This is a genomic window from Pseudomonas sp. K8 (genome assembly GCF_014889455.1).
Lineage (GTDB): Bacteria > Pseudomonadota > Gammaproteobacteria > Pseudomonadales > Pseudomonadaceae > Aquipseudomonas > Aquipseudomonas veronii.
The window spans coordinates 29,875-48,749 of the sequence record NZ_VJWO01000035.1 but is presented as its reverse complement, the minus strand read 5'-3'; the positions used below and the strand labels follow the sequence as shown (position 1 = coordinate 48,749).

General features: G+C 58.7%; 23 protein-coding genes. All 23 read right to left on the bottom strand.

From position 1 onward, the window contains the following. Positions 1-4: 4 nt before the first annotated feature. The 23 genes from INT12_RS21540 to INT12_RS21430 all read right to left on the bottom strand — a co-directional run bounded on the left by INT12_RS21540 (position 5) and on the right by INT12_RS21430 (position 18,808). Complete coding sequence (locus INT12_RS21540) at positions 5-2,776, bottom strand: hypothetical protein (protein ID WP_193040045.1); 2,772 nt, start codon at positions 2,774-2,776, stop codon at positions 5-7. A 64-nt stretch (positions 2,777-2,840) separates the two neighbouring features. Next, on the bottom strand, positions 2,841-3,242 hold the full coding sequence (locus tag INT12_RS21535; RefSeq protein ID WP_193040046.1) for a hypothetical protein: 402 nt from the start codon (positions 3,240-3,242) through the stop codon (positions 2,841-2,843). Between the two features lie 84 nt (positions 3,243-3,326). Next, the gene (locus INT12_RS21530) at positions 3,327-3,527 is read right to left on the bottom strand and encodes a hypothetical protein (RefSeq protein WP_193059006.1); all 201 of its coding nucleotides are present in this window, start codon (positions 3,525-3,527) and stop codon (positions 3,327-3,329) included. Positions 3,528-3,592: 65 nt separating this feature from the next. Continuing rightward, complete coding sequence (locus INT12_RS21525; protein WP_205895937.1) at positions 3,593-3,940, bottom strand: hypothetical protein; 348 nt, start codon at positions 3,938-3,940, stop codon at positions 3,593-3,595. Continuing rightward, complete coding sequence (locus INT12_RS21520) at positions 3,937-4,692, bottom strand: hypothetical protein (protein ID WP_193040047.1); 756 nt, start codon at positions 4,690-4,692, stop codon at positions 3,937-3,939. The genes INT12_RS21525 and INT12_RS21520 overlap by 4 nt, the downstream gene beginning before the upstream one ends. 10 nt (positions 4,693-4,702) lie before the next feature. Further along, positions 4,703-5,155 carry a hypothetical protein gene (locus tag INT12_RS21515; protein ID WP_193040048.1) on the bottom strand — a complete coding sequence of 151 codons (453 nt, stop codon included), beginning with the start codon at positions 5,153-5,155 and terminating at the stop codon, positions 4,703-4,705. A gap of 5 nt (positions 5,156-5,160) precedes the next feature. Continuing rightward, complete coding sequence (locus tag INT12_RS21510; protein WP_193040049.1) at positions 5,161-5,448, bottom strand: hypothetical protein; 288 nt, start codon at positions 5,446-5,448, stop codon at positions 5,161-5,163. Beyond that, positions 5,441-5,650, bottom strand: coding sequence for a hypothetical protein (locus INT12_RS21505; RefSeq protein ID WP_193040050.1), 210 nt, complete (start codon positions 5,648-5,650; stop codon positions 5,441-5,443). Before INT12_RS21505 ends, INT12_RS21510 begins: the two co-directional genes overlap by 8 nt. Continuing rightward, positions 5,640-5,888: a hypothetical protein gene (locus INT12_RS21500; RefSeq protein ID WP_193040051.1), complete on the bottom strand. Its 249-nt coding sequence runs from the start codon at positions 5,886-5,888 to the stop codon at positions 5,640-5,642. The genes INT12_RS21505 and INT12_RS21500 overlap by 11 nt, the downstream gene beginning before the upstream one ends. Positions 5,889-5,923: 35 nt before the next feature. Further along, a complete protein-coding gene (locus tag INT12_RS21495) occupies positions 5,924-6,871 on the bottom strand; it encodes a Mu-like prophage major head subunit gpT family protein (protein ID WP_065927361.1) in 948 nt (315 codons plus the stop codon). 57 nt (positions 6,872-6,928) lie between these two features. Continuing rightward, the gene (locus INT12_RS21490; RefSeq protein WP_193059005.1) at positions 6,929-7,345 is read right to left on the bottom strand and encodes a cytoplasmic protein; all 417 of its coding nucleotides are present in this window, start codon (positions 7,343-7,345) and stop codon (positions 6,929-6,931) included. 59 nt (positions 7,346-7,404) lie between these two features. Beyond that, positions 7,405-8,769: a S49 family peptidase gene (locus tag INT12_RS21485; protein ID WP_193040053.1), complete on the bottom strand. Its 1,365-nt coding sequence runs from the start codon at positions 8,767-8,769 to the stop codon at positions 7,405-7,407. Between the two features lie 2 nt (positions 8,770-8,771). Beyond that, positions 8,772-10,382 carry a phage portal protein gene (locus INT12_RS21480; RefSeq protein ID WP_193040054.1) on the bottom strand — a complete coding sequence of 537 codons (1,611 nt, stop codon included), beginning with the start codon at positions 10,380-10,382 and terminating at the stop codon, positions 8,772-8,774. Beyond that, complete coding sequence (locus INT12_RS21475; RefSeq protein WP_074844112.1) at positions 10,379-10,600, bottom strand: DUF6148 family protein; 222 nt, start codon at positions 10,598-10,600, stop codon at positions 10,379-10,381. The genes INT12_RS21480 and INT12_RS21475 overlap by 4 nt, the downstream gene beginning before the upstream one ends. Before the next feature lie 3 nt (positions 10,601-10,603). Then, entirely contained in the window at positions 10,604-12,676 is a 2,073-nt protein-coding gene (locus INT12_RS21470) for a phage terminase large subunit family protein (protein ID WP_226926272.1), read from the bottom strand. After that, complete coding sequence (locus tag INT12_RS21465) at positions 12,639-13,133, bottom strand: hypothetical protein (RefSeq protein ID WP_092484766.1); 495 nt, start codon at positions 13,131-13,133, stop codon at positions 12,639-12,641. Before INT12_RS21465 ends, INT12_RS21470 begins: the two co-directional genes overlap by 38 nt. Before the next feature lie 207 nt (positions 13,134-13,340). Next, positions 13,341-14,057 (bottom strand): hypothetical protein, encoded by a 717-nt coding sequence (locus INT12_RS21460; RefSeq protein ID WP_193040055.1) that lies wholly within the window; start codon positions 14,055-14,057, stop codon positions 13,341-13,343. 34 nt (positions 14,058-14,091) lie between these two features. Beyond that, positions 14,092-14,436 carry a phage holin family protein gene (locus tag INT12_RS21455; protein ID WP_065927355.1) on the bottom strand — a complete coding sequence of 115 codons (345 nt, stop codon included), beginning with the start codon at positions 14,434-14,436 and terminating at the stop codon, positions 14,092-14,094. 515 nt (positions 14,437-14,951) lie between these two features. After that, positions 14,952-15,317 (bottom strand): hypothetical protein, encoded by a 366-nt coding sequence (locus INT12_RS21450; RefSeq protein ID WP_193040056.1) that lies wholly within the window; start codon positions 15,315-15,317, stop codon positions 14,952-14,954. Continuing rightward, entirely contained in the window at positions 15,310-17,529 is a 2,220-nt protein-coding gene (locus INT12_RS21445) for a VapE domain-containing protein (protein ID WP_193040057.1), read from the bottom strand. Before INT12_RS21445 ends, INT12_RS21450 begins: the two co-directional genes overlap by 8 nt. Continuing rightward, positions 17,522-17,701, bottom strand: a complete 180-nt coding sequence (locus tag INT12_RS21440; protein WP_319018067.1) for a TraR/DksA C4-type zinc finger protein — start codon at positions 17,699-17,701, stop codon at positions 17,522-17,524. Before INT12_RS21440 ends, INT12_RS21445 begins: the two co-directional genes overlap by 8 nt. A 28-nt stretch (positions 17,702-17,729) precedes the next feature. Beyond that, a complete protein-coding gene (locus tag INT12_RS21435) occupies positions 17,730-18,257 on the bottom strand; it encodes a phage regulatory CII family protein (protein ID WP_167361132.1) in 528 nt (175 codons plus the stop codon). Between the two features lie 326 nt (positions 18,258-18,583). Beyond that, positions 18,584-18,808, bottom strand: a complete 225-nt coding sequence (locus INT12_RS21430) for a helix-turn-helix transcriptional regulator (protein ID WP_154905387.1) — start codon at positions 18,806-18,808, stop codon at positions 18,584-18,586. Positions 18,809-18,875 lie beyond the last annotated feature (67 nt).

The window sequence follows — 18,875 nt, the reverse complement described above, 5'->3', positions numbered from 1 at the left end:
CCCCCTAAGTTTTGATGGCGCCGTTGCGCCGCATTTTTTGCATTTCCTCGGCCAGCACCCGGGCACCACGCCGAATATCAGCAGGTGACATCCGGCCGCTGCTGTCGTGGTAGTGATAGCTGTTGCCAGAGCCGCCCAACTGCCCTTCCCCGCTGGCTGCCTGGCGAATGACGTTGGCGTATTGCTTGGGCAGCACCATCTCTTGCTCGTGGAGTTGTGTCATGGGGTTGGTGCCGGCAGGGATGTCATAGCCGCCCTCGGCCGAAGCAACGTTTTTCACCAGGCCAAATACGAATGCGCCTGCAGCAACCGCAGCAGCAGCGCCGAGGATCGGACCAATAATTGGAATGGCGGACATGGCTGCAAAGGCACCGGCCATGGCCTGCCAGGCACTGGCAATGATGTTTTTGATCGTGGCTGCGCCCCAGATCGCTACGGACATGGCAGCACCGCCTGCCTCTGCAGCCGTTCGAACGCCAACACCCACCACCGTCGCACCGGTTTTAGCCGTCTCACCGAACATCCAGGCCATCAACGGCTTGGTGACCATGTTCTCAACGAACGCGGTCCCGATGCTGGTGAAGATCCCGCGCAACAGGCCCTGAGTGCTCATGGTGCCGCTGATGATTCCAGTAAGCCCGCTAGACCAACTGGTACGTAGACTGTCGACCATGCCCGTCCAGTTGCTTTGCGACTCGAAGGTTTGCTGCCTGCCAATCACAGCCATGCTGTTGCGGTGGGTTTGCTCAAGCGCCAGGATCTGCTGCTGGACCTGCTGCAGGGCGACCGGGTTGCGGTCAGGATCCTGCTCCAGCAGCGCTTTACGCTCGGCCAATGCCTGAGCTTCGATCGCATACCGTTGCTTTTCAAACTCAGCCTGGGCTTGCAGCAGCTGGCCTTGGGTGATCAGGTTGGCTTGCAGATCCAGCTGGGCCATCTGTTCGGCATGGGCAACATCGGTAAGCCGCGCCTGCTGATCGGCAGCCAGCTGCTGCTGTTTCATGTTGGTGATTTGCTGCTGCTTTTCGCGCTCGACAGCAACCACCTCAGCCGCAGCCTTGCGGTATTCCTGACTGTCCTGACCATAAAGTTGCCGGCTGCGCTCCAAGGTTTGCTGAGCGATCTGCAGGCGCGCGTCCATATTGTTGCGGTACTGCTGCGCCTGAGCCTGCAGATCGGCAAAGGCTTGGCCCTCGTCCTGCCGGCGCAAGGCATTCAATGACGCCAGGTAATTGCGCTGAACGCTCAAGCGTTCGGCCGCACTCAAATCCGTGCGTTTGAGGATGCCCTGCCAGTACTGCATTTCCTGCTGCTGGGAGAACTGCAGGAAGGTCCCCTGCTCGGCCTGCTGCTGGGCGTGAGCAACCTTCTGCGCGTCCAATACTTCTGCCCACTCACTGACCCGTGACTTGGTCTTCGCCGGCGCGCTCACCGGGTCATCCGCTTTTTTGGGGGGCGTCGTGGACTCAACCACTTTTTTCCGATGCTCGACCGCTGCCGCGTAAGCCTGCTCCAGCTTGGTCAACCGGGCGACTTCAACGCCGTAAGCGGTCGGACTTGTCCTACCCTGCTGTGGTGCTTTGGTCAGGGCTGTATTGCCGGTTGCGGCCATCTCCGCCACTTTGCGCCGCTGATCTTCGATGCGAGCGGAACGGGAGCGCATACCCGCGTCGACTTCTTCCAGCTTGTTGGACACCAACTGCATGTTTTCCAGCAGCAGGCGCTCTTCGACCAGCGTGGCTTCCAACTGGGCCTTGCCACCCCCACCGCGCGGACCGGCAATGACGGTCCCTAACATCGCTTCGTAGCGCGCAACGTTAGCCGCTACCTCATCCACGGTAAGGCCTACGCCGGTCATGCCTTTCAGCAGGTTGTTAAACCAACTGGCAGTCTCCGACAGCCGCTTATTCAGGCTGATAAAGACCGGTTCAAGGATGGTGCCGATGGTGACCTGCAGCTGGTTGCTTTTGGAGTCGAGCTCGGCCTGGCTGCCGGTCAACCCATCGGCCGCCTTGGCAGCATTACCGACCTGGGCCTCGGTCTCTTTCATGATGCCGTTGTATTCGGCCGTGATCTTTTGCGAGTCCGACAATTTGTCACGACTGGTGCCGATGCTCTTGGCATACTCGTCCCACATTTTGGCAACGTTTTTGGTGACGCCGGCATTGTCCACCAACACCGAGTTTTCGTTTTTCAAGCCCTCGGTGGCCGACACCACAGCTTCCGACATGCTGAGATTGGCTTGCCGGTTGAATGCTGCAGCGTCTTTTAAGCGATTGATCACCGCCACTGCCTGGTCGACGTTGTAGCCACGACTGAGCAGGTTTTGCAGGGCTTTGGCCGCGTCACCGACGCTGAGCAAGCCATCGGACGCGAGCTTGTTGGCCTCATCCATGGCACGGCCGATACCGACGCCGGCATGATTGGCCACCGCTTCCAGGCCACGGTAAGCAGCTTCCTGTTGGATCGCCGCGTCCTTGCTATCGCTAACGATCTGGCCAAGCTTGAAAGCGCCCAGACCAAACACACCCGCAATGCCAGCCGCCACACCGCCGAGGCCCGAGCGCATGATGGTGCTGACGCCGGAGAACGCCTCATTCACTGCCGGACCAAAACGAGCGAGCCGGGTTTGACTACCGACCATCTCGGTGTTGATCGCTCTCAGCTCGCGACTAAATGTCGTCCGGGCGTCACGCATGTTGCGCTCAATGCTTTCAACGGCACGGTCGAAACCCTGAGTTCCGGCCGTGAACTGGTACGCGATATTTCTATCCATGCCGAAACCTCAAACTTCAAATAACAAAAACCCCGCATAAGCGGGTTTATGTGTTTTTGAATAACTAATTTAGCCTTGCGGCATTCACTGTTCGATTGAAATCTACAGCGGCTTCCCAAACTGGTGGATGACACCCTATCCAATTGCTGCACCAAAGCTCCGCAGTAATACGATAGGTCCCGTCACCTTTAGGTTCTTTAATAATCCGAGCACCAAGCAAGGAAGATGCTTCTGGCGGATTAAATGTCTCGATGTAATCGCTGGTGATACTCTGAATTTTATAGCCTGCATTACTCAGCACCCAGCGGCGTGCCGCACTCCACTTCAACTCACAGTCTTTATCGGAGATGCAGACGGGAATGGTGCTCATATACTCCTGCTTTAATTGCTCCGTTTTGGCGTCTGGTACAGCAGCGCAACCTGACAACAAAACTCCCGTAATAGCAAAAAACATCGCATATCGCATATAAGTCCTCCTCAGTTGTGATTAGGATTTATCGCATAGCGACGACCTATAGATATGGACAAAATCTAACATCAGCATAGGTGATTATATTGTCGAAGGTGCACCGACAAATGCATCTAAACCACTGCGCAAATGCTCTGGCAAAGCGTCCCGTAGATCTGCGGCCATCGCTGCCAGGTCGCGCGCCAGATCGGGGGCATCAGTGACGTCCTGAGGCGCCTTGTAACCCATATAACCCGCGACTAGGACATGAACCGGTGGATGGGTACGCCAGTAATCGGTCATATGGCCCACCATGACCATGTCCCAATCACGCCGAAGCGTGACCGGGCTTTGGCCGGTACTGGCGATCAGGTGAGCGTAGAGTTGGCCCCAGTCGAAGGGGCCTGGCCTTCCCCCGGTGCTGGCTCTGTGACCTCCAAGCCCGAGGCACTCATAACAGCATCCAGCGCATCACGCATGTTGCGAAGATCCAGAAGGGCTGCCACTTCTGCGCGCTCAATGTCGGGGTAGTTACGACGCAATGCCGCGTGAGTGGCATCGATCACCGTTGCGATACTGTCACGGTCCATGTTGCCGGCCATCACCGCGTTGATCCGCTCCAGCAGTTGCTCCAGATCCCCCAGCGCAAGGGGTGGGATGACGAGCGTTTTCCCAGGAAACGGGAACGAAACGCCGGGGACATTCACGACCGTCATTCGTTGGCACTCCAATAGCACACCTCTCCGAACTCATCCGCGTAGCCGGTGAATTCAAAGTCCGGGATGGTGTAGTCATCCTGTTTGGTGGCGATACCCAACTTGTTGCTGACAAAGTTCGGCACGCGCACGTAAACAGTCTTGCCCTTGTATTTCAGGACCAATTCGCCCTGGAATACCGGCATGTCACCCATGGGTAGGTTTTTCACCGACAGGCTTTTACCCGTCGTAACGGTGTAGCGGTAATCAATGAACACCGACTTGGCAACGTCTGCAGCAGCAAATGCATATTCCCCCGTGGCGGCATCAAAAGTGTACTGCCCTACTGTCGGCGCGCTCAGTACCCGTACGTAAGGGATCGCGCCGGCGCCCCGTACCCCAAGATCACCCGAGAGCGTCCCGCCAGCCGGAGGCTCGACGGTGATGGTGGCCCCTGCCGGCACCGCTGTGGGCTCCGTGGAGTGATGAACTAACACCTGGCCGGTGGTCAGGGTCTGCCCGAACACCAGCTGATTCCACTGCAGCAGGCTGATCTGTGCGGACTTGGCCTTGCCCGTCAGCTTGCCCTGGCCCCGTGCCGCATCGACGGCAAACTGCTCGCTGCCGAACAACTCCTTGGAATCAAACGACAGATCCACCGAGGCTTCTTGCATGATGCCCAGCAGGATGGGGGTCGGCGCGGAAATGGCATTGCCATAGGCGTCCATCAGCGGAGTGGCGTAAAACAATCCGCTGCCGAATGCGATTTGCATAATGTGTTCCTCAGTAAAAAGTAGGTCCGGCCGTCAGGTCGCCGGTGTTGCACAGGTAGGTGAAGCGGTAGCGCACCATGCAGTTGCCGGCGGTGTTGTCGCCCTCGTCTTCGATCCAGTCGATATAAAAGCGCTGCACCCGATCCGCCTCTTCAAAGGCGTCCTCTGCCATCAGGACCGCATGCACGGCAACCTTGACCAAGTCGGCCACCTGGTCCCAGGCAGCACCTGTGTCGGTGTCCTCCCGGGCGATGATTTCCACCGTCAGCTCGAACTGGTTGCGATCCACTGCAACGCTTTCGCGCTCACACGTTTCAAGATCAGGGCGCAGCACGATCGCCGGCGTCATATCCCGTCTGATTGCCTCAGTACGACTGCGATATACGCGGTCTGCCGCCAACGTACCGGCGGCCAGAATCAGCGCCTGCGCCTTTGCGACGATGCGTTCTTGAATCGAGGGCATAAGGGTTAAACCTTGGTGAGGGAGGCCAGGCTAAAGGCCCCGTCATCGATCATCCGACGGTCACGAACGCGAAAAATCACGCCGCCGACGGTGATCAGTTTTGGGTTGTCGATGCCCAGGCGCTCGGCCTCGGCGGTGATGATCAGGATCTCGTAGCCGGTGGACTGGCTGTTGGTGCCACCCATACCGTGGATCTCGTCCGGCATATCCCGCGCGGCCAGAAACGGCTGACCATCAACCATCCCGCCGACGTCGAAGTCCTCAAGGAAGCCCCTGAGATCTTCGTCAAGCATCAGGGCTCACCTTGACGGGCTTGCGTCCGCCCTCGCCCGCAGCGGGAGGTGCCGGTGGCGGCTCGGCCACCAACACTTCCAACTGGTGACGAAAACGCTCGGCCACGTCGTCAGGCAACTCTGTCACGCCCCCTGCCCCGGTCAGTTTGTCATCTGGCCCGCGAAAGGAGCCAGATAGCACCGTGTAGGATTTATTCGGCATTACGCTCTCCTGCGACCTTGTCCAGTTTCGTCAACCGCTGCCCCAACGCCTTGTCCGGCTCACCAGGGATCACAATCACTTCCCCGGCTTTGAACTGCACGGGCGACACAATGGTGTAGCGGCCCTTCTTGTTTGCGACCGGCTCCAGGTTGTGCGCACGCGCACTGGCCTGGGCCGCATTCAGGATCAGTTCACCCCCATAAAGGGTGAGCGTCTGTTCCACGCGGTATTTCGGCATATCAATGCCCTCAGTGAGGTGTCAGGCCGAAAGGCTTACGCCACCAGTTGGTTAAGAACGGCGTACTGCCAGCGCCCAAAACCCACATTGCGCCAGGTGTCGACACCGTATTGATGGGCATCGTTGTCGAACTCGAACTCCGAGCCTTCGGCCTTGGCCTTCATGGCCACGTCGGTCTCTTGCTGACGGATGAACGCTTTCAATCGACCGTCCGTGCGGAAGGTCACGAACTTGTCGACCCAGGCGTTGAGGCGCACGTTACCCACCACGCGGACAACCACGTTGTCCGGCATGACGATCTCGCTGATGTTGGTGCCGCGCGGCACGCTGAGCGCCGTCTGCGCAACGCTCAGCAGGTTGAACGGCACCATCACCAGAAACTCGCGTGCCAGTTCGTTGATGGGTTCGCCCTGGTCATCCTTGAAGCTGGTCAACTGGGTGACCGACCGGGCAACTGCCTGCTGAAACTCCTCAACGCTCGGCCGACTGGGCGTCCCGTGAAGTGTTGCTGGCAGTTCAGAGATGTCGGTGGTGATCTTGTTGGACTGCACGCCGCTCTGGCCTTCTTCGTGGTCGGTATCGAAGAAGTACTGGCCGTCATAGCAGGTCTGGCTTTCACCGTTGAGCAGCAGCACCGACAGCAGTCGCGCCCAGTGCGCGTTGGTGCGGTCGGCCAGCTCGCCCAGGCGGATGCGCAATTGTCCGGTTTTATCGCGGCGCAGCTCGGTGACCAGCACTTCGAGGGTGGCCTCAAAATGCAGATTTTCGATTTCGAGATCAGCGCTGATAAAGCCCTTGGCGTGGCGACCACCAATCCATTCACGCAAGGTCGGCACCATGCCGATCCATGGATAGGTTTCTTTGGCCTGGTCGGAGTCGAACAGGTTGGACACGGCGTCGATCCAGTTCGACCCCACATTCTGCTCGAGCAGTTCGTAAAACATGCCGATGATGGCACGGCTGGAAAGTACTTCAGCACCCATGGGTGATTCTCCTGAAGAAGGATACGGTCAGAAAAAAAGAACGGATTGAGTGATGCGTTACGCCGCGACAGGGACAGCCTGGGCGGTGAACTTGACGATGCCGACGCCGGTACGCACGAAACGGTGAACATGCCCGATCAGACTGTTACCGGCGGCGGTGAGCAAAAACGTGCCGCTGTCGCTGGCATACACCGGCTTACCGATGTCGGTGATCGCCAGCCCAGTAACGGGCAGTTCAATTTTGCCGGCTTCGCGAAGACGCACACGCGCTGCAGCAGCGGCACCGATTCGATTGTCGACGCCGCGATCGGCGAAGCCCACGAACAGATCCCCTGCCGCCAGAGGTCGTGCAAGGCCGTTGGCCGCGACAATGCCAACCGCCGAGCCTTCGAAAATCTGCACACCGGCCGCGACCGACAAATCGTTGATGTCCCCGATCTCGTATGCGCGGGGGGTATCGAGAGTGAGAGGCATAGGATTCTCCAAAGCCAAGAAATTTAGTTGCTTAAAGATGGTGCGGAATTACCCGGTACCTACTTTTTCAGGACCTTGACCAGACCCCGCTCGGTGGCCTTGCGGTAGCCGTGATAGGCCTCGAAGGTGCCAAACTCGGCGCGTAGCTCCTTGTCGCTGTCCCAAGTCGCCTTGGCACGTTCCTCCAGCGGCGCCTCTGGATCCTCCTTCACAGCCTCAGGGGCTGCCGGTGGCGTCAGCGCGTTGGGCACCGGCGCAGGCGCCTGGGCACGAATGTCGGCCAGAGCACCGGCGCGTTTGGTTTTTTCGGCGCCGATAACCTGGGTCGCCGCTTCGGCACCGCTGGTTTTGCCGTCGAACTTGAGTGTGGCAATCAGCTCTTCGTGCCCGGGCAGCGCGGCGGCTTCCACCGCCTGGATGCGTTCGCACTCGGCGCGGGCGCCGGCAGCTGCACCAGCGGCATGCGCGTCATGTTCCAGGCTGGCCAGCAGCTCGGCATGATTCGCGGCAAGGTATTCGCGGTTGATGACGGGTTTGTCTGCAGTCGGCGCAGGTGCGTTACTGTTGGTGGCGGTGGACATAGGTCTTTCTCCAGAAGGACTGCTGTTGAACTCAGCGATGAGTTGTTCAAGGGTGGATTCACGGTCGGCCATGCCCAATGCCACGGCATCGGCGCCAATGCGCATATCGCCCTGGCCGAAATCGGCCAGAACGGTTTCAACAGTGAAGCCGCGATAGTTGGCGACATCCTCGACAAAGATGTCGGTCAATCGGTCCACATGCGCCTGCGCCACCGCGCGGCCTGACTCGGTACCGAAGTCAGGCCGCTTTTTCGGGCTCTGGCTGCTGACGATCTCGAAACTGCCGTCGTCGTCGCTTTTGCGCACCGTCAGCACCGTGCCGATGGAGCCCACTGCGCCGGTGCGGCTCATGACGATTTCATGGGCTGCTGCAGCTATCCAGTAGCCAGCGCTGGCCGCGTTGCCGGATACATACGCAACCACCCGCTTAGGCGAGGCACGGATCATCTGTCCGAATTCAGCGATGCCGCTGGCAATACCACCGGGGGTGTCCATCACCAGGATGATGGTGTCGGTGCGCGGATCGTCGACGGCGGTGGTGAACTCCTTGGCCAGCACATCCAGCGACGTCGCACCGGACAGTGCCGTAAACAAGTTGGCGTAGCGGAACACCGGGCCGGTAACGGGCAGCAACGCCACATTGCCGCGCTGGGTCACCGCGCGGCTGTTCTGCAAGGGTTTGCCCTGCCTAGCCTCCAAGGCCTCTGGGCCTTCATGCTCCCGGCGGGCGATGGCGGTGATGGTCTGCAGCATGTCCGGGGTGATGGCCCAGGGCTCACGTGATACCAGGTCGAACGCCGTCACCCGGTGCACGGGAGGTGCATCGGTTGGTTTGTCGCTCATAGTTAGGTCCGTTCAGGAAGATCAGGATTGGCCGGTGGCTCATCCTCGGGGCGAGCCGTTGGTGACACGGATAGGCCGTCATCGCGCCTACGCTTCACTTCAAGCGCACGCTGTTCGTGGTTCTCTTCCCAGTCGCTGCCGTCGTAAAGCATGGATTCCTTGGCGAGGGTGCTGACGCCAATATCGATGCGCTTTTCGGCGGCATTGATGTCTTTGAGCGGATCAACGGTGCCAGGACCATCCCCCACCCATAGCGACCCGCTGTACGCATAACGCAGCAACGGGTGGTCGAAAAACCCGGGAGCCTCGATGTCTCCCTGTGCCACGGCCTCTTCAAGCCAATGCTCGTACACGGGCTGGCAGAAATGCTGGCCCAAAAAATCTCGGCAACCGCGAACGAATTGCCAAGCCTCCATCACCGCAGCACGCGCGGCGGTGTAACTGGCGGTAAAGTGCTTGATCAGCACCTCATAAGGCAGCTCCAGGGCCATGCCGATCTGCCGGAGCATGGCGAGCACGAACGGATCGAATGCCATGTTCGGGCGACCAGGTGATGCGGTATCGATCGAGGCACCGTCGTCCAGCTCGGCGACAATGCCGCCACTGAGTGAGCCGTCCCAACCGCCCTGGTCCCGCCCGGCGGGTTTATCACCACCGACAGGGGTGTTGCCGGTAACGGCCGATGCCAGAGGGCTCAGATTGCCGCTCTGCCCTGGCTTGATGAACACGGCGAAGAACGCAGACACCACCGCCGCTTCCAGCTCGGCATCGGTGTAACGGTCCAACTGCTTGAGCTTCTCGATCACCGGCGCCAAGTACGGCACACCGCGTGGCTGGCCCACCCGACGACGCCGGTACACATGCAGCAACACCCGCCCGCCGCGCTCATTGAAGAACGGGCGGTCATCCCAGACGCGCTCTTTGACGCCTAGCGCCCCCGGGTGGCTGCGCAAAATATGAGCCTTGATCGGTGCACCATCGGCGTCACGCTCAATGCCAGCGGTGAGGGCTTCCGTGTCGGCCTTGTTGCTAGGGTTACACACCCGGTCGGCCTCAATCAGCTGGATGCACGCCGAGTAATGCTGACCCGGTTGTTCTTTGTGAGTCAGCAACGTAAAAACATCACCGCTGCTCAGCACAGACCGCCAGGCCAGATCCTGCAGGCCGTAGAAATTCTGCTCGCGGGTGATGTCGCAGCTGGTGGTTTCCGCCCAGGACTTGAACAGCGATTCCGTATTGCGCTGCCACTCCCTGGCCTGGTCTTCGTCCCAGCCCAAAATCGAGCGATTGATCACCGACTTAAGCGCCAGGCCGGTGCCGACCGTCTTCGTCGTCACCGTATTGATCGCACCGCCGCCGATGGGGTTGTTGCGTTCTAGATCTCGGCAGCGTTCGCGAAGCGTGGGCAAGTCGGGCAGCAGATCTGCCGCCGCACTACCTGCCGTCGGGGTCCAGGCGCTCAACGTGCGCTTGGACTTCGACGCGCCGCTGTAACCACCCAAGGCGGTCATGGTTAACCGGGCGTGCATGCGCTTGGCGCCGCGCTCGGGGCTGAGCCAGGTGATGGCTTTATCCAGTAGCGTCGGCTCTGGCACTTTCGGTGCGCGGCTCATCGCGGCGTAATCCCACGCAGGACGATCCCCCGAGTGCGACCGCTCTCCAGGCGATCAACTTGCTGTTGCCAGTAGTCGATCGTCTTGGTGATTTCGGCAAGGTCGGCGTATTCCAGTTGCCGGGTGCCGATGCGATAGCTCTGCTTTTGGCTGACCTTCATGCTCGCATCGAGCCAGGCTTGCAGTTGGCCCTGCGCTTGTTCCAGGGTGATAGCCATGAATTAATTCCTGCGTTGAGAGAGCACGCGCATTGCACTACGGCGCCCAGAAACAACTCTCCCGCCAGAGGGCGGGAGATTGGGTGGTTCGACGGGTGGTTCGGGGGCCGGACTGATCCCGTCCGTTTCGGGAGCGGGTTCTGCCTCAGATTGATCCTGCTCGGGTGGGTCAAATAAGGCACCCTGACGGATCTGCGCATCAAGCCCTGCCCAGTCTTGCTCCCGCATCAAGTGCGTTTTCAGAGAGCGGGCCGCGTGCAACGCGTACGTCTCGCAGTCGGTACCTTCGTTGGGTTGGCCGGCCTTTTTCTGCCAGACCTTGCGATAGTGGTGTCGCCGGCTGGGCGCCTTCACTTCGGCGGTGATCTGCCGGAAATAATCCGGGCGCACCGTTTTGTAAAAGTGCATCCGACCAGGGCCGTCACCGGTCAATGGCAGACGGCCCTCAATCCACAGATCCTTGGCCCGCGACGTGCCGACAATGTAAGGGCGCAGACCGTACTTCGAGGCCTTTTGCTCTTTGTCAGTGTCGACGCCTTGCCGAGGCGCGCTGAAGATTTCCCGGCGTTCATCGTCGCGGGTGTTGCCACGTTCGCTCGCGCCCTTGATCGCCATCACGCCGTTGCGCTGATGCTTACGGCAGAACGCATACGCCGCGTCCTGGGTGATGGTGCCGTCCGAGGTATCCAGCGAAGTAGCCAGCACCCTCAGCTTGGCGCCGCAGGCGTGTGGAATCGGCGCAAACAGCATCTTTTCCAGATCAAGCCAGACGCCCTGGTCAGGCAGCACAACCTCGCCGTAGATCTCGCCCCAGTAGATCAGCCAGGATTCCTCGCCTCGGCCCCAGGCCCGCATCACCACCGCCAGGCGATCGTGCTGCACGTCGACACCAGCGGTGATCACCAGGCCCCCCAGGGGCACAAACATTTCCGGGTAGTCCTCCGCTCGCTCAGCCAGTTTATCGGCCTCAGGCAGGTCGGATTTGTACTCATAGGCACGGCCCTGTTTCTGGTTCACGAACTTGATCAGCAACGACAGATTGCCAATCGACGCCTGGTGTTCGGCGTTGAGTTTCTCCCGCACGATGTCGGCCAGGCTGGTACCGGGCAGGCACGCGTACAGTTCGTTCAGCTCAATGAATCCGGCACGACCGGCAAATGGCTTGGTTGGCACCCAGCCGCAATAAGGGTCGCCCTCGTCAATCGCGTTGAACACCGTGTTGCGGATGTTCTCTTTGCGCTGGTAGTCGTCCCAAATCTCGCCACAGTGCGGGCAACCGTAGCCGGCGGTCTCTGGATCCGCACGGCCATAGATCTCGTGTGGCTGGGCGTCCTCTTCAATGTCGAGCCACTTGATATGGGCAAAGTCCAACACATGCGACTGGCCGCACGCGTGGCAGATGATCGGCAACACCCGGCAATCGGTCTGCGCCAAGCGCGCTTCGGTCTTGCTCGCGCCCTTGATCGCGGGCGTGCCGCCCACCAGCATCTTGGAGCCGGGGTAGCGCTTGCCGCGTTCCTCCAGCAGGGCGATCGCATCACCCTGCCCCTTCACATCGTCGCTGGTGTCGTCCGGTTCCTCCACCACCGACAAGCCCACCGACGACGTGGACTTAACGTTGCCGGGAGAGTTCGACGCCACCAGTTTGAGGAATCCGCCCGGGAAGGTCTTATGGTCCCAACGGTTGCCCGAGGTGCGGCTGACGTCGACCGGCATCAGCTTGGCCACCTCAGTGTTCGCCGTCACACCGAACTTGAGCTTTTCATCATGAAAGTTTTTGCCGTCCTTTTCCTTGGCGAACAGGATCATGATCGGGCGCGGCAGGTTATGGATGAACTTGAACAGGTAGCCGATCAAGAACCATGTCCAGCCGATCTGCGCCGCTTTCATCAGGTCGACCTCGCTCACCCGGGGATCATCCAGGGCAGCGGCAACGCCGAGGAAGTAAGGCGTGTACTGGAAATCGTAGAGGCCGTGCAGCACGCCGCTTTCAGCCGGCAGGTAAAACTCGGTGCTCAGGTAGTGCGCGGTCGGGATGTCACGCGGCGGGTTGAATTTCCCCGCTGCTGCCGACAAGCTCCGCGCCAAGTTTTCGCGCGTAGCCTGCAATTCGCTCGGTCGTAGGTCCAGCAACTTTGGCCACCACTGTTCGATCAACCGTGAGTTTCTGCACGTTCTCGATTTCCTGAATGATGCGTTCAAGGCCGCCCAGGTATTCCCGGTTTGCGAAACTGGCCCAGTCAGACAGCGCACGCTCTGCCTCGCCGGAGGGAATCAATGAGCGCAGTTTTTCGTAATACACCAACCGCCCGTTGGCTGACTTCTGCTGCAGGTCATCGATCCGCGCTCTATTGAGTTCCTCAAGTTGGCTGCCCCCGCGCCCAGCGGCTTTCGCGCGTAAATCGCGGATGTAGGCTGTTCGGATCTCGTCCATGCTTGCCGTTTGCCAATCCAGAGTCAGGCCCTTGAGCACATCGCGGGCATTTCGCTCGCTCATGTCCAGGTGCTCGGCGATTTCATGTTGGGTTGGCATGGTCTGGTCCTGTTGCTGGGAGGGAAGCGGAACCCCCCATGTCGGGTTGAATCTGCAAAAAAGTCGGGGTTCGAATTACCCCGATGGCCCCGCTGCCTGGAAGGACCCATTGATTTTGGGTCGCAGGTCGACCTGTCAAGCCAAAACCCCGACAAATCATTGAAAAATCGCCATTTTTTGAGGAGAAATGCACAAGCCGACAAGAGGTTAGCCTCGCTCCATCTCCCGTGCCAGGGCACGTCGGAACAGCGGCTCGAACTCGGCCTCCGCTACGCGATTGGCTACCCCGTAGAAGTCAAAGCGCCGCCGATACGTCGGGCGCTTGACGAAAATCAGGATGGGCCGTGCCCCGTTGCCGATCCGCTGCCAGATACCCAAAGGGCCGGTGCCGTTGCCAGGTCGACCCACGAAATAGTCCGGTGCGTTGCGGTTACGGCGCCGGCTGCGTTGAGTGCGGTTGGCCATGAAGCCCGACACCCGCTCAGCTGCTCCGAGTGCGGACAGGATCTGTACGATCTGGCCGCGACTGATGTTGCCGTTGCCATCCATCCTAGCGCGCCGACCAGGGACGGCGTACATGCCCGCTGGCATCAAGCCGTAGTGGATCAGCGCTTTCTCAAATCGCTTGTGTGGCCGGTTGCCACCGTCAATGTGCACCGGCAGGTACTTGGACGCGGGCACGCCTGAGCTGGCTTCGTCCTTGATCCATACACGGGCAAACAGGCGGCTGGTCGTGGCACTGCGCTTGAAGACCGAGTTGAGCGTCCACCGTGTGGGCCTATCGAAGACTCGCTCAAGCTCGGCCTTCTCAGCTGCCTGAACGCGTTCGGCGGTGAAGGTCAGCGCTTTGGCAGCGGCTATCGGCACCTTCGACTTGCTAAGCCCACGCATCTCCCTGACGATCTTGTCGATGTTGTCACGCATCTCAAGTCGCATCATGGTCATTGCCTCTGGATGGTTATGGTCCAGCTTCACCGTTGGCTTGTGCTTCACGCAGCCCCAGGCGCTTGGCCGCCCAGCGCTCGTACAGCCCGATCGCTACGTCTGCGCCTGCCATGGCGGTGAGGCATCCCAGTGCGCCAGAGGTCCAGATCGACATGCCTGCCGCATACAGCAGCATGATGGCCGATACTCCGCACACCACGCAGGCACCGGACCGAAGGGCCAATCGGCGGATCAATGCCCAGCCACGCGTCCCTTCCTTGTCCGCTCGCCACATCTCGCCCGACACACCGCCCACAAGGGCCAGGACGATCACTAACCAGATCGGCATTTCTGCCAGCGCTTGCTGTTCGTTGGTCATTTCCCGGCCTCATAAACGCGAAAACCCGGCGCGAGGGCCGGGTTTTGTGTGGTGGTGTGTACCGCTCTTTGCAGTCGCACCTATCGAAGATGGGTACTTTTTACAGGTGGATTATCATGGCAGCAAGAGGTTTTTAACGCCACAGTTCAATATGGGTACAACGCAGGTATGAAGCAGGTACAACGCAGGGATAACGCATTAATTCGGCTATCGCTTTTGGTTCTGTGTCCCGTATGTCCCATAGACTTTGAACGCTTTGGGACAGCTGAGAAAGCCTAAATTAAAGGCTCGTCCCATAGTCCCATTCTTTTTATCCTTTTCTCGCCTATAGAAAGAAAAGAATAAAACGCGTGCGCGAAGCACGCGCACGTACAGACGCGCTACGCACACATGCAAAGGGAGTAGTGATTTGTATGGGACTATGGGACAACCCGCTAACCGCGTGGCCTGTAGCTGTCCATTAGAGGTAAAAACGCATGGGACCGAACGGGCCAATAGGACAGAGCAAATCGAAGTCATGCTGCCTTCCCCAGTAACAAACCGGCAATGCATACATGGGCGTCATGAAGTCGGCGGTAATAGGTCGGCGCGCTACAACCACAATGCAACATCTTCTGTGAGAGAAGACTATCGAAGTTGCAGTAGTGCTCCACCACCACCAACGCCAGCTCCGGTGACAAGTGTTTGTTAACGATCAGCTCAATATCCGCCGATTCATCCAGCAGCACCCGACTGCCCCGCGTTCCACGTATCAACTCGCCCTTACATGCCATCAATATTGCGATTATGTTGCCGCCGGTAGAGCCACTGTCGGTAAAAGTAGAAAGTTGATGCAGATCCTGCGCCCAGATCTTGAGCATTTCATCAATTCGCTTAATCATCGAAACAAGGCTCCTCATCCCCAACCTGCGCTAAGGCTGACGTGCTACCCCACCCTTCAGGCTTTTTGTAAGCCCATGGCCGACGCCCACTTTTCCTTAGCGCCGGCAAGCGCACACGCAGCCAACCCAAGCGTTGCATAATCGCACCCACACGAATTTGATCCGGTTTGTTCCAGTGCCCGAAATCCAGCTTTAGCGCTTGGCTTAAAATCTCGGCGCCCGTGGCCGTCTCGCCAATCTGTGACTCCTCCAGCCAGGTCAGAATCGGCCCCTCCCATTCATCCACCACAAAGCGCTCTTCCTGCTCCTCCGCGAACAGCGGCGCTTCATCCCGAATAACCCACCAGATGTCACCGGCTTCGTAGCAAAACATGGCCTCGGCCCAAAGCTGATCGCGGATCTGACGCATCAGGTCTAGGTCAACTTTGGTACAAGCGACCGGCCAGTAACGCCGGTTACCTGTAGCGTCCTTGAGGTACTCACTCTGGTTGGTGGTTCCCGCAAAAACACACTGGCGTGGCACATCTACAGATCTGCGGCCGTAGCTTTCGCGATAGGTATCATTTGAGGCTGAGAAGAATTGTTTAGCCTTTGTGGACTCGGCCTTATTGAAGCTATCCAACTCGCCGAGTTCTACGATCCACTTACCTCGAATGGTCTGAAAGGCGTCTTTATCGCCCAACGCAAATGGCGTATCCATGAACCACGGACCGCCAAGAATGCCTAGCGCCGTCGACTTACCAGCGCCTTGGGCACCTTCGAGGATTATCACAGAATCAGCCTTGCAGCCCGGAGACATCACTCGTCCCACCGCCGAAATCAGCCAGCGCCTACCGACCTTAGAACTGTAGTCGCTTGGCGCGACGCCCAGCACGTCAGTTAACCAACTGTCGAGCCGAGGCACGCGGTCCCATTCAAGCTTTCCCAAGTAATCACGCACGGGGTGAAAAGCATGATCGTGTGCAACCACACTCACTGCTTCCATGACATGAGACATCTTGACCCTAAAGTTGTACTGCTGGGCGAGCCACTTCATTACTCGCACGTCATCAATATCTGCCCACTCGCCAACACCGCCGCCGTACGGCGCGGCACGCATTTTGATGATCTTCGAACTAAACATGCAGAAACCGATGACCCCGGCCCAGCGCTCATCATTGCCGAGGATCAGTTCCACATTTTGCATGTGCGCAATCAATGCCCCGCTCTCACTGCGAGCCAACCTGTCCTTCCAGCCGCCTGCCGCAGGCGGTTTTACGACGGCGAGTACCTGACGGCGCACGGCCTCAAGACCTTCCGCAACATGCAGATCGTTGAAGTCGGTCCACTTGAGTTCACGTTCGCCGGAAAAAATCGGCGCAACCACCTGCCCACCGACAACTAAAGCCGCGTTGTTGGCCTTTTCCTCACCAGGGTTCCAGGGTGTCCCATTTGGGCGTTTGGTTTTCCAATCGTCATCGCGGCAGATAATCAGTGGACACCCAGGAAAGCGTGCACGCATAGACTTAGCTACTGAGAGCAGATTGCCCGCGTCAAAAGCTATCGCCACTGCCATCGAGGTTGCCATGTGCAGGCTGGCGCCAGTGGCATACCCCTCGCAGATTAACAACGGCTCTCCCGGTTCGGGATGCCCACCGATTAAGTGAAAGGCTCCCGCCTTAGACATACCTGCAGGCCAATACATCTTGTCGCGTCCGGTGTCCTCCTGCTTGGAAGGGAAAATAACCTGGAGCCCAACAATATCGTCCTGAACATTGCACATCGGGACCAACACCGCCCCAGTGCGCGACGCATAACGAACTCTGAATCCAATAATGTGTTTTCGATCTAGATAAGCGCTTTTACCCTTATCAGGCATACGTTTGAACAAACCCGACGCACGATTGGCCGCTCGACGCGCCGCGTTAGCCGCAACCTCGGCAGCACGGCGTTTGGCATCTTCTTGCCGTGCACGCATAACTTCGCGCTCTTCGACAGACATGCGCCCGGGCTTGACCCTGATCTTCTGAGTCTCACCTGAGCGCCAGTCACCAAAACTCCCGAAAATAAGCGTTTCACCCTTTTCGGTGTGGTACTCATGCGCCACGTACCAACCATTCTTTTCCTTACCCTTGTCCTGGGAAGTCTTGCAGCGAGTGAGTTTGCCGAAAGTCAGTGGTTGCTCTGGCTCCAGACCGTAATCAGCGAATTGTCCAAGAACCTCATCAAGCATTGTGCGCCCTCCTAACCTCATCGTAATTTTGGCAACTGACGCACTGTGTGCAACCCTCCAGGGCAATTCGTCGAGCTAATGGAATCGGGGCATCACACGTTTCGCAGTACAGGAAAGAGTGGCAGACCATTTCAGCCCTCAACGCATCTCTAGTCGCCAGTGCGCGCTCCATTCGTTCCTCGACCAGGTCGTTGGCCAGATCAGCAAGATTTGCCATCGCTCTGCCCCCGTGTTGCCTGGTTGACATAACTGGCTCGATTGAAAAGCCCCAAAAGCCCGCGAATGCCACAGAACACCTGCAGGTGGATCTCAGCTAATTCGCTGTCGCTGACAACGCCGTCGCCGATGCTCCTTGCCCACGTGTCGGCCAGGTCCGCTACCTGTCTAAAGTAAGTAGCGAGGCCAGTAGTCAGTGTTTCTGGCATGTCGTTGGTATAGGCCTCAGCCAGTTCCTGCCAAATGGTGTCGCCGACAAGGCCATGAACCGCATCAAGAATGCGCCGGTCCTTCGTCAGTTCAAGGATCTCGCTGAATTCGTAAATATTTACAGAATGGCTGGGGTGGGTTGGGGAAAGTTTGTGTTGGAGGGTGGTGGGATTGCGGCCGGTGGTGACAGCGATGGCGGCGGCGCCACCGGGGTAGTCGCGGGCAGCGTGGTAAAGCGCCAAGTCGAGGGGCAGGACTTCCCGCCGCGCTCGATCAAGGGAATTCAAAGCAATTCGGCTCATGGCATTAATCCTTGCAAGTTGCCAGTGCCGCGCAGCATGTAGTGGTGATACATTTGCCGCGTGGCTTGAAAGGGCCCAAACGCCGGTCAGATCCGCAAGATCAAAACCGGCACCGTGCCGAGGCGAACGATCCGTCGCTCACCCCTGGCGCAACAGCTGCCTGATCTGTGGTGGAGGAGGCAGCAACCCAAGGTATCCGTACCTTGGCAGCGCGGTAAAAGGAGGCGGTTTAGCATGTGGTGTGCCCGCCTACTTTTATCGCGCCCCGACAGCACTGTGGTGGTGTGTGCCGGGAGGAACTGGGCGGCCTTTAGGTCGCCTTTTTTCTAAGCCACTTTAGATAAATCTAAATCTGGAGGAAAAACATCATCCAGATCACACACCACACCCATTTTATTGAGTGCGTTGGTGATCGCACGGCACTCACTTAAGCCAGGAAGGCGTGTCTCAGACTCGTAATTGCTCAGGCGGCTCTGAGACCACCCCAAAGCCTCAGCCAATGCCGTTTGCTTGATCCCTTTACCGCTTCGTAGGGTGGAAATTCTGTTCATTGACCATTCCCCGCGTTGAACTGCGAGAGACATTAACAACGGTACGTTATTTTTGCAATACGTTAAG